This window comes from Streptomyces sp. NPDC054847 (assembly GCF_053610925.1).
The window spans coordinates 1-9195 of sequence record NZ_JBSGZJ010000296.1 but is presented as its reverse complement, the minus strand read 5'-3'; the positions used below and the strand labels follow the sequence as shown (position 1 = coordinate 9195).

Here is a 9195-nt window from a genome sequence, read left to right as displayed (position 1 = left end):
CGCCCGCACCATGCAGAGGTGCACGGCCGGCACGCCCGCGGCCTCCAGGGCGTCCAGCAGCGCCCGCATCAGGGCGCGTCCGAAGCCGCGTCGCTGCCACTCCGGCAGCAGATCGATGTGCAGGTGCGCCGGGAAGGACATCAGCTCCGGCAGCACCATCCGCTCCGGCCGGTGCAGGAGAACCAGCATCTCCTCGACGGGCGTTGCCGGCTCTCCGGCCGGCTCGGGGTACCGCTCCGCCACGACCGGCAGCCATTCGGCGCGGAACCGCTCCACGAAGCGCGGGGTGTCACCGGCGCCCAGGATGTAGCCGACGGCCTGCCCCGCGCCGTCGTCCAGCACGAACGCGAACTCGGGCTGCAACTCGACATAGGGGAAGGCGAACAGCGTCGGCATCAGCCCGGGATCCGGATAGAGCGACGTGGAGTCCCCGCCCTCGTGTGCCGTTCTGACGCAGATGTCCGCCAGCGCCGCCCTGTCGGACGGACGGTAGCGGCGCACGAAGGGAACGAGGTCCATGGTGCGCATGTCTAACAGCCACGGGAGCGCTCCCACAAGCGATTTGCGCGCCGAAGACCTTCCGCCGGGGGGCGCAGCCGCAAGCTGCGCCGGCCCCAGGAACCCCGGTCCGGTACATCGAGGCCGCCGTCGACCAGCTCAAAGCCCGGGCGGAGTACCGTGCCCGCCCATACCGAAGTTGAGGAAACCAGCCGATGACGTACACGACGACACCTGACGGGACCCGCATCGCCTATCAGCTCCAAGGCAACGGAGCGCCACTCGTCCTGCTGGCCGGCCAGGCCAACAACCACCACTGGTGGGACGCGGTCCGCGCCGACTTCCACCCCGCCCGCAGCACCCTCACCCTCGACTACCGCGGCACCGGCGACAGCGACAAGCCCGACACCCCTCACAGCACCGAACTGTTCGCCCAGGACGTCATCGCCGTCCTCGACGACCTCGGCATCGACCGTGCCGACGTCTACGGCACGTCCATGGGCGGCCGTGTAGCCCAGCAACTCGCCGCCCGCCACCCGCACCGAGTCAGCGCCCTGGTCCTCGGCTGCACCTCACCCGGCGGCCCGCACAGCATCGAACGCGGCAACGACGTCCGCCAGGCCCTGGCCCAGTCTCAACCCGGAGCCGCGCGGCAAGCCCTGCTGGAGCTCATGTACACACCCCGCTGGCTCGCCGAACACCCCGGCCCGCACCACACCCTCGGCGACCCCCTCATGCCTGCCCATTCCCGGCGCCGCCACCTCGCAGCCAGCAACCGGCACAACGCCTGGAACCTCCTGTCCAGCATCAGCGCACCCACCCTGGTCCTCCATGGAACCGACGACCTGCTCAACCCCACCGCCAACGCACCCCTGCTCGCCGACCGCATCCCCGGTGCCCGGCTCCACCTGATCCCCGACACCCGCCACGCCTACTTCGAGGAAGCCCGCACTCACGCCGGCCCGCTGGTCCTGGACTTCCTCACCGCCACCTCGCACCGACCGTAGAATCGCGGCGGCCCGCCGCCGCTCAACGGCCGCGGCCCGCCCGCCTGTCGGCAAACGACATGCCGGGCAAGGCCGCCGACTTCCTCCGCGCGGCCGGCCGGAAGCACCGATCACCGCTGTACCGATGTCCCCGAGGCCGAACCCGTACGCAGAGTCAGCGTACGGGTACGCACGGTGGACGAAACAGGTCATGAAGCCTGACCATGGGCCGGTTGCGACACGGTACGTGGAAGGTGGCCGGGATGGCGGCGTGCGAGACCAGCGGGGACGAAGACAACAGCCGGGCGGGCAGCGCCGGTTGCCGACCGGGCAGTGGCCCGCCCGGGGACACGAACGGCGCCACGGGCGCCGCCGAGCCGGAGAGTTCGGACAGCCTCAAGGCGTTCGGCGAGGTCGTCAAGGCGTTCCGGAAGCGTGCGCGGCTGACGCAGGAGCAGTTCGCCCCACAGGTGCGGTACTCGGTGCCGACCGTCGCCTCCATCGAACAGGGCCGCCGGTTCCCTCCGGCGGCATTCGTCGACCGGGCGGAGGAGGTGCTCGACGCCTTCGGCGCGCTGCGGGGCGCGGCACGGCATCTGTCGCGGCGGCCGGGGCTGGCGAGCTGGTTCCGGCAGTGGGCACAACTGGAGGCGGAGTCGGTCAACCTCTATACGTACGAGTGCCGTTTGATCCCCGGCCTGCTGCAGACGGAGGCGTACGCGCGCACGCTGTTCTCGGAGCGCCTGCCGCCACTCGGCGACGAGCAGATCGAGGCCATGCTTTCCGCGCGGACGGAGCGTCAGAGATTACTTCGGGAACGGCCGAACACCGCGTTCAGCTTCATCGTCGAGGAACATGTGCTCCAGCGCGGCGTGGGAGCGAGCCCGGAACTTCTCCACCACGTCCTCGAACTCGCGGCGCTTCGGAACATCGAGGTCCAGGTCATGCCGCAGAAACGAGTGACCCACGCCGGTGTCGACGGTCCGATGCAGCTCCTGGAGACGCCCGACAACAAGTGGTACGGCTACTGCGAGGGGCAGGAGAGCGGACAGCTCATCTCCGACCCCAGAGTGGTCAGCATGCTCCAGATGCGGTATGCCAGGATGCGGTCACAGGCTCACTCCTTGGAGGAGTCCCTGAGCCTGCTGCGGCAGATGCGAGGAGCGGCATGAGCACCACAGAACTGGCCTGGTTCAAGAGCAGTTACAGCGGCAGCTCCGGCGACAGTTGCGTAGAGGTGGCGACCACTCCGGAGACCGTCCACGTCCGGGACTCCAAGGTCGAGCAGAGCCCTCGACTCGCCGTGTCACCCGCGTCGTGGACGAGCTTCGTCTCGTACGCCGCCCGGACCTGACTCCGCAGCGAGCGCGCCGCGCCGGTTCACGTCCGGCTCCGAGGCGCTCACTTGACCGCTGTCGTCGGTGGGCCTTCTCAGCGACGGTGGCGCCGCGGTACGAAGCGGACCATCAGCCCCGGCACGGCCTGCGCGGCCGGGGACAGCCGGCTCTCGGGGACGACTCCGATCACGGGATAGCCACCGGTGGTGGGGCAGTCGGCGAGGAAGACGACGGGTCGGCCGTCCGGCGGCACCTGCACCGCGCCGACCACCATGCCTTCGCTCGGCATTTCACGGTGCACGGCCCGCTCCAGCGGCGGGCCGTCCAGCCGCAGGGCGATGCGGTTGCTGTGCTGGGAGATCTCGTACTGGCCCGTGGCGAGGGTGTTCACCGCGGCCGCGGTGAACCAGTCGTCGCGCGGCCCGAGCAGTACGGGCAGCACCAGTTCCTCCGGCGGCGCCGGCCACAGCAGCGTGTCGGCATGCACCGGTGGGCCCGCCGCCTCACCGAGGGGCAGCGTCTCCCCGTCCTTGAGCGGGTCCGGACCCAGTCCGGAGAGCAGATCGGTGGACCGGCTGCCGAGGACGGGGTCGACCGCGATGCCTCCGCCGACGGCGACATAGCTGCGCAGGCCACTGGTCGGCGTGCCCACGTCGAGTACGGCGCCGGCGGGCAGGCGCACGGCGGTTCCCCACGCCGCCGGCCGGCCGTTCACCCGCACCGGCGCCGGGGCCCCCGTCACGGCGACCACCACCGAGCGGTCGGTCCGCACCGCGACGCCGGTCAGCGTGGTCTCCAGCGTCGCCGCGTCGGCGGGGTTGCCCACCAGTCGGTTGGCGAGCCGGTGCGCGGGCAGGTCGAGGGCCCCGGCACGCGGTACGCCGAGCCCGGCGTGACCGGTCCGGCCGAGGTCCTGGACGGTGGTGAGGGCACCGGCCCGTACGACGTCCAGCGTGCCGCCGCTCATGCCGTGCGCCTTCTCGTCGCCACAGCGGCTGCCGGCGCGGCTTCCTCGGCGACGAAGCGCACGCGCGTGCCGGGTGTCAGCAGTGCCGCGGGTTCGCGTCCGAGGTCCCACAGGCGCACCCCGGTCGTCCCGATCAGCTGCCAGCCGCCAGGGGAGGCCCGCGGATACACGCCGGTGTAGGGGCCTGCGAGCGCCACCGAGCCCGCGGGCACCGAGGTGCGGGGCGCGGGACGGCGCGGCACGTGGTACCGCTCGCCGAGGCCGAGCATGTAGGCGAAACCCGGGGCGAAACCGCAGAACGCCACCCGGTGTTCCGTACCGCTGTGGATCCGCGCCACCTCGTCCTCGGTGACTCCCCACAGGGCGGCGACGGCGCCGAGATCGGCCCCGTCGTAACGCACCGGGAGCTCCACCAGAGGACCGCCGCCGGCCGCCGACAGGGGGACGGACCACTGGCGCAGTTCGGCCTCCATGGCGTGGACGTCGGCGACGCCGTAGAGGAGAACGGTCCGGTCCCCGGGCACGATGTCGCGGACCGGCGCCGGGGTTCCCCGGCCGCACTGGTCGAGGATGCGGGCGTGCCAGGCCTGTGCCTCTTCCGGCGTGTCCAGGTCCACGAGGAGGGAGTCCTCCCCGACCGGTCTCAGCCTCATACGAACGCCTCCACCCTCACCCCGGCCGCGTCGAGCGCCGCGCGCACCTGTCCGGCCGCCGCGACCGCTCCGGGGGTGTCTCCGTGCAGGCACAAAGAGCGTGCCCGTACCGCCACGGGTTCGCCGGTCAGCGCGGTGACGCGGCCGTCCCGTGCGAGCTCGACCGCCCTGCGGGCGACCTCCGTCGGATCGGTGATCACGGCACCGGGGGTGCTTCTGGGGACGAGCGTCCCGGTGGCCGTGTAGGCACGGTCGGCGAACGCCTCTTCCGCGACGGGGAGGCCGACCCGTGCCGCCTGCGCGTGCATGGCGGAGTCGGGCAGGCACAGCACCACGAGCCCCGGGTCGGCGAGCCGGGCGCCGGCGGCCACGGCGGCCGCCTGCTCATGGTCGGCCACCACCCGGTTGTAGAGCGCTCCGTGCGGCTTCACGTAGCTCACCGCCGCTCCGGCGGCGCGGGCGAACACCTGGAGGGCGCCGATCTGGTACGTGACTTCGTCGGCGAGCTCGTCCGCCGGCACGTCCATGGCCCGGCGGCCGAAGCCGGCGAGGTCCCGGTAGGAGACCTGGGCGCCGATCCGTACACCGCGCTCGGCGGCCGTGTCGCAGACGCGGCGCATGGTGCCGGGATCGCCCGCGTGGAAGCCGCAGGCGACGTTCGCGCTGGTGACGAGAGACAGCAGGGCCTCGTCATCGGTGAGGGTCCATCGCCCGAAGCCCTCCCCGAGGTCCGCGTTGAGGTCGATCACGAGCTCTGTCACCGCTGCGTCTCCTTGGAACGGTCCGTCGGTCAGGAGGTACCCCCCGCGCTGCTCCGGGTGCCCACGCGGCGGTCCGGTCAGCCGCGTTCACGATCACATCACACAACATAGAAAATCGTTGAACGATCCGACAAGGTCTCTGTTGTTTCGTTCAATGATTTCCGGTTGACTGACCCGGACCGGCCGGCGCGGTCCCGGAAACCGTCGGACGACCGCCGGCCGCGGGAGAAGGACGGACACATGACAGCCGAGGTCGACCCCGCCGTGCTCGTCGGCGACCGCGCCCTGCTCGGACGCTCCAGCACCGCCGAACGGGTCGCGGACATCCTGCGCACACGCATCTCCGAGGGGTACCTGCCGCCGGGGAGCAAGCTGTCGGAGGACGCCATCGGCGGCGCCCTGGGCATCTCCCGCAACACCTTGCGCGAGGCGTTCCGCCTGCTCACGCACGAACGGCTGCTGGTCCACGAGCTCAACCGCGGTGTCTTCGTGCGCATGCTGACCGTGCAGGACGTCACCGACATCTACCAGGTGCGCAGACTCATCGAGTGCGCGGCGGTCCGCGGACTCGATGCCCCGCCCTACGACCTGAGCCACGCGGAGGCGGCGGTCGCCGAGGGCGAGAAGGCCGCGAAGGAAGGCGCGTGGCGCGACCTCGGCACCGCCAACATCCACTTCCACCACGCCGTCGTGGCCCTCGCCCGCAGCAGGCGCCTCGACGAGCTGATGCGCGGCATCCTCGCCGAACTGCGCCTGGTCTTCCACGCGATGGACAATCCCCGCGGCTTCCACGAGCCGTACCTGGAGCGCAACCGCGAGATCCTCTCCGCCCTCAAGGCGGCTGACCGCGCCAAGGCCGAACTGCTGCTCGCGGCGTATCTCGACGACGCGGAGCAGCAGTTGGTCGAGCGGTACTCCGAACTCCTCGGCCCGTAAGCCGCACACGCTCCGCGCCGCGCTCCGGTCGCCCGCCCCTCAGTGGGCCGAGGCCGTCCTCCCGGCGAGCCATTCGTCACGCGTGAGGGCGTAGATCACGGTGTCGCGCCAGCCGGTGTCGCCGTGGCGGTCCTGCCGGAACATCGCCTCCCTGCGCATGCCGAGTCGCGCGCAGAGGGCCAGGGAGGGCTCGTTGGCCGCGTCCACCGTCGCGGCGATCCGGTGGGCGCCCAGTCCGGTGGCGAGGTCGAGCAGGGCCGTGGCCGCCTCGCGGGCGTACCCCCGGCCCTGGAACCCGGGGTGCAGGACCCACCCGACCGCGACCTGGGCATGGGCGGCGCTGGTGAGGATGAAGGTGAGGTCGCCGATGACCCGTTCGTCCCGCCCGCCGCCGAGACCCGGCTCCCCGGGCAGCACGACGGCGAGGGCGACCGCTTCACCGTCGGCGGCCAACGTGCGCTGCTTCGCACGCAGTTCGGTGTGCTCGCCGCTGGCTTCCCGGTCGCGCAACGGCCAGGGCAGATGAGCCACGACCTCGGGCAGTCGCTGATAGGCGTGGATGTCGTCGGCGTCCTGCGGGCGGATCGGCCGCAGTATCAGCCGCTCGGTCCTGATGGGCGACGCTTCCAGGCCGGCGAGATCGAAGGGCAGGCGCAGTCGCGGCTCGGTGCCGCCGGTTGTCGTGGTCATGGATCCCCCTACAGGACGGACCGGAACGGAAGGGCGCACGGTTGACCCCCACCGCACGGTAGCCGCCGCTCCGACGACGCACCCCACCGGTCCGGTTTGTCTCCCTGCGACCGGCGGACCGGCGCGCCGCTGGTGTTATGCAGGCAGATGCCTGCATAATCGAGAAGTGAGCGACGAGGCGACAGCGATGAACCGGGTCTTCAAGGCGCTGGCCGACCCCACCCGGCGGCTCCTTCTCGACCGCCTGCGCGAACACAACGGCCAAACGCTCCAGGAGCTGTGCGAGCACCTCGCCATGGCCCGCCAGTCGGCGACGCAGCATCTCGACGTCCTGGTGCGGGCCGGCCTCGTCACCGTCGTACGGCGCGGACGGGAACGGCTGCACTACCTCGATCCGGGACCGATCCACGAGATCGAGGAGCGCTGGATCTCGGAGTTCGACAGGCCCCGGCTGCAAGCGATCAGCGCCATCAAGCATCAGGCAGAGGAGTACGCCATGACCGACGCACGACAGTCCGTGCCGACCTACGTCTACGTGACCTACATCCGCGCGAGCGCGGAGCAGGTGTGGAAGGCCCTGACGGACGCGGACCTGACCGCGCGCTACTGGGGACACGCCAACGTCTCCGACTGGCAGCCCGGGTCGACGTGGGAGCACCGGCGCGCCGACGGCTCGGACACGGTCGACATCATCGGCCGGGTCATCGAGGCCGAGCCTCCGAAGCGTCTGGTCGTCACCTTCGAGGACCCCAAGGGGACGGCGTCGCCGGGCGGCGGCTCCGTCGTCACGTTCCTCGTCGAACCGCACCAGGACATCGTCCGCCTCACGGTGACCCACGAGAACCTCCCCGACCGGGAGATGTTCGAGGGGATCTCACAGGGGTGGCCGGCCGTGCTCGCGAACCTCAAGTCCCTGCTCGAGACGGGTGAGGTCCTCCCACAGGCGCCCTGGGACATGTAGCCGCGGCCCTCGGCTCCTCTTCACTCCGCGCACGACCGCAGAAAGAAGAAGACATGATGGACACCAGCCCGCTCGGTGACGCCTACGGCGCGCTGCTCGATGCCGCCGCCACGGTCGCCGGGTCCGGCGACGCCGTCGCCGCCCCGCCGGCCGGCGAGTGGAACGCCGACCAGATCCTGGCGCACGTCTCTCTCGTCACCGCCGCCACGCTCGCCGCCGCCTCGTGTGTCGCTTCGGGGACCAACACGACGTACGACAACCGCATCGCTCTCGACACCTGGACCATCGACCGCGTCATCGCGCTCGCCGGCGGCAACGCCGGGCTCCGGGACCGCATCCGCCGCCAGGGAGAGGCCCTCTGCGCGCTCGGCGGACCCGCGCTGAGCGAGGCCGAACTCGCCACACCGGTGCCCACACGGCTGCTGTCCAACGACAAGGTCCTGGTCGATCAGCCCGTGCCACTGAAGGACCTCCTCACGGGCCTGACGGAAGTGGAACTCCCCGGCCACACGAAGCAGCTCCTGGCACTACTCCCGAACGCCCCCGCGGCCTGATCGCCCGGGCCGCGCCGCCAGGGTCGTACGGCGCGAGGGTCCGCTCCGACCGCGGCGGGTTCCGGAGCCGGGCACCGCGGAGGGCACGGGGCGGGGCGGGATCCGGAGACCGGCCACCGCGGTCGGCGCGGGGCCGCTCGCACCAGGGCGGCTCGGAGTGCGGCCACCGCGGTCGCGCCGGCGGGATCGCTCGGACCAGGGCGGCTCGGGTTGCGGCCACCGCGGTCGCAACGGGACGGGGCCGCCCGGACCGGGGACGGGCCTGGAGGCCGGCCACCGCGGACGGCACGGGGGCCGCTCGGACCAGAGCGGGTTCGGAGGGCGGGCCCCAGCGGATCTTGCCCGAGTGAGGGGGCGGCACGGCGCGTGTCGGGCCGGTCGGCGGTGCCCGTCGGGCGGACGCCGCTGCCCGCCCGTCGCACACTGCGGCCGGAGCAAGGTGCTCATGAGCGGTGGGCTCAGCCGGAGACCTCTCCGGAGCTTTCGACAGGCTGCCCGGCGGAACGCCGGATCTCGGCATTGATGCGCCGCGCTTCTTCGAGCTGGTCCTCGAGGATGACGATGCGGCAGGCGGCTTCGACCGGGGTGCCCTGGTCGACGAGTTCACGCGCGCGGGCCGCGATCCGCAGTTGGTACCGCGAGTAGCGCCGGTGACCGCCCTCGGAGCGCAGCGGGGTGATCAGCCGCGCTTCACCGATCGCGCGAAGGAAGCCGGGCGTGGTGCCCAGCATCTCGGCGGCCCGTCCCATCGTGTAGGCGGGGTAGTCATCGTCGTCGAGTCGGCCACCGAGCGCATTATCCGCTGCCATCTGCACCTCTTCTTCCTGAGAACGCGTCGAGGGGCCCTGGTGC

12 protein-coding genes are annotated in these 9195 nt (G+C 71.7%); 6 read left to right on the top strand and 6 right to left on the bottom strand.

Going from position 1 to position 9195, the window contains the following annotated elements:
• Positions 1-519, bottom strand: a 519-nt coding sequence (locus ACWGH4_RS24695; RefSeq protein WP_453464651.1) for a GNAT family N-acetyltransferase, incomplete at its 3' end; no start/stop codon positions are given.
• 194 nt (positions 520-713) lie between these two features.
• On the opposite strand from ACWGH4_RS24695, the gene ACWGH4_RS24690 reads away from it, so the two are divergent.
• The 3 genes from ACWGH4_RS24690 to ACWGH4_RS24680 all read left to right on the top strand — a co-directional run bounded on the left by ACWGH4_RS24690 (position 714) and on the right by ACWGH4_RS24680 (position 2838).
• Entirely contained in the window at positions 714-1505 is a 792-nt protein-coding gene (locus ACWGH4_RS24690) for an alpha/beta fold hydrolase (RefSeq protein WP_453464648.1), read from the top strand.
• 242 nt (positions 1506-1747) lie between these two features.
• The gene (locus ACWGH4_RS24685; RefSeq protein ID WP_453464646.1) at positions 1748-2656 is read left to right on the top strand and encodes a helix-turn-helix domain-containing protein; all 909 of its coding nucleotides are present in this window, start codon (positions 1748-1750) and stop codon (positions 2654-2656) included.
• Positions 2653-2838 carry a DUF397 domain-containing protein gene (locus ACWGH4_RS24680; protein WP_453464643.1) on the top strand — a complete coding sequence of 62 codons (186 nt, stop codon included), beginning with the start codon at positions 2653-2655 and terminating at the stop codon, positions 2836-2838. Before ACWGH4_RS24685 ends, ACWGH4_RS24680 begins: the two co-directional genes overlap by 4 nt.
• A gap of 77 nt (positions 2839-2915) precedes the next feature.
• Here the strand turns inward: ACWGH4_RS24680 and ACWGH4_RS24675 are convergent, their stop codons facing one another.
• Genes ACWGH4_RS24675 through ACWGH4_RS24665 form a run of 3 tightly spaced genes read right to left on the bottom strand, consistent with a single transcriptional unit; the run spans position 2916 to position 5202 of the window.
• Complete coding sequence (locus tag ACWGH4_RS24675; RefSeq protein ID WP_453464640.1) at positions 2916-3788, bottom strand: 5-oxoprolinase subunit C family protein; 873 nt, start codon at positions 3786-3788, stop codon at positions 2916-2918.
• Positions 3785-4441: a 5-oxoprolinase subunit B family protein gene (locus tag ACWGH4_RS24670; protein WP_453464637.1), complete on the bottom strand. Its 657-nt coding sequence runs from the start codon at positions 4439-4441 to the stop codon at positions 3785-3787. The genes ACWGH4_RS24675 and ACWGH4_RS24670 overlap by 4 nt, the downstream gene beginning before the upstream one ends.
• The gene (locus tag ACWGH4_RS24665; RefSeq protein WP_453464634.1) at positions 4438-5202 is read right to left on the bottom strand and encodes a LamB/YcsF family protein; all 765 of its coding nucleotides are present in this window, start codon (positions 5200-5202) and stop codon (positions 4438-4440) included. The genes ACWGH4_RS24670 and ACWGH4_RS24665 overlap by 4 nt, the downstream gene beginning before the upstream one ends.
• Before the next feature lie 240 nt (positions 5203-5442).
• On the opposite strand from ACWGH4_RS24665, the gene ACWGH4_RS24660 reads away from it, so the two are divergent.
• Positions 5443-6138 carry a GntR family transcriptional regulator gene (locus ACWGH4_RS24660; RefSeq protein ID WP_453464631.1) on the top strand — a complete coding sequence of 232 codons (696 nt, stop codon included), beginning with the start codon at positions 5443-5445 and terminating at the stop codon, positions 6136-6138.
• Positions 6139-6177: 39 nt separating this feature from the next.
• On the opposite strand, the gene ACWGH4_RS24655 is transcribed toward ACWGH4_RS24660, so the two are convergent.
• Entirely contained in the window at positions 6178-6828 is a 651-nt protein-coding gene (locus ACWGH4_RS24655) for a GNAT family N-acetyltransferase (protein WP_441264749.1), read from the bottom strand.
• A gap of 187 nt (positions 6829-7015) precedes the next feature.
• On the opposite strand from ACWGH4_RS24655, the gene ACWGH4_RS24650 reads away from it, so the two are divergent.
• Positions 7016-7789 (top strand): ArsR/SmtB family transcription factor, encoded by a 774-nt coding sequence (locus tag ACWGH4_RS24650; RefSeq protein ID WP_453464657.1) that lies wholly within the window; start codon positions 7016-7018, stop codon positions 7787-7789.
• Between the two features lie 53 nt (positions 7790-7842).
• A complete protein-coding gene (locus tag ACWGH4_RS24645) occupies positions 7843-8343 on the top strand; it encodes a hypothetical protein (protein WP_453464628.1) in 501 nt (166 codons plus the stop codon).
• A 458-nt stretch (positions 8344-8801) separates the two neighbouring features.
• Here the strand turns inward: ACWGH4_RS24645 and ACWGH4_RS24640 are convergent, their stop codons facing one another.
• Positions 8802-9152, bottom strand: a complete 351-nt coding sequence (locus tag ACWGH4_RS24640) for a helix-turn-helix domain-containing protein (RefSeq protein WP_453464654.1) — start codon at positions 9150-9152, stop codon at positions 8802-8804.
• Positions 9153-9195 lie beyond the last annotated feature (43 nt).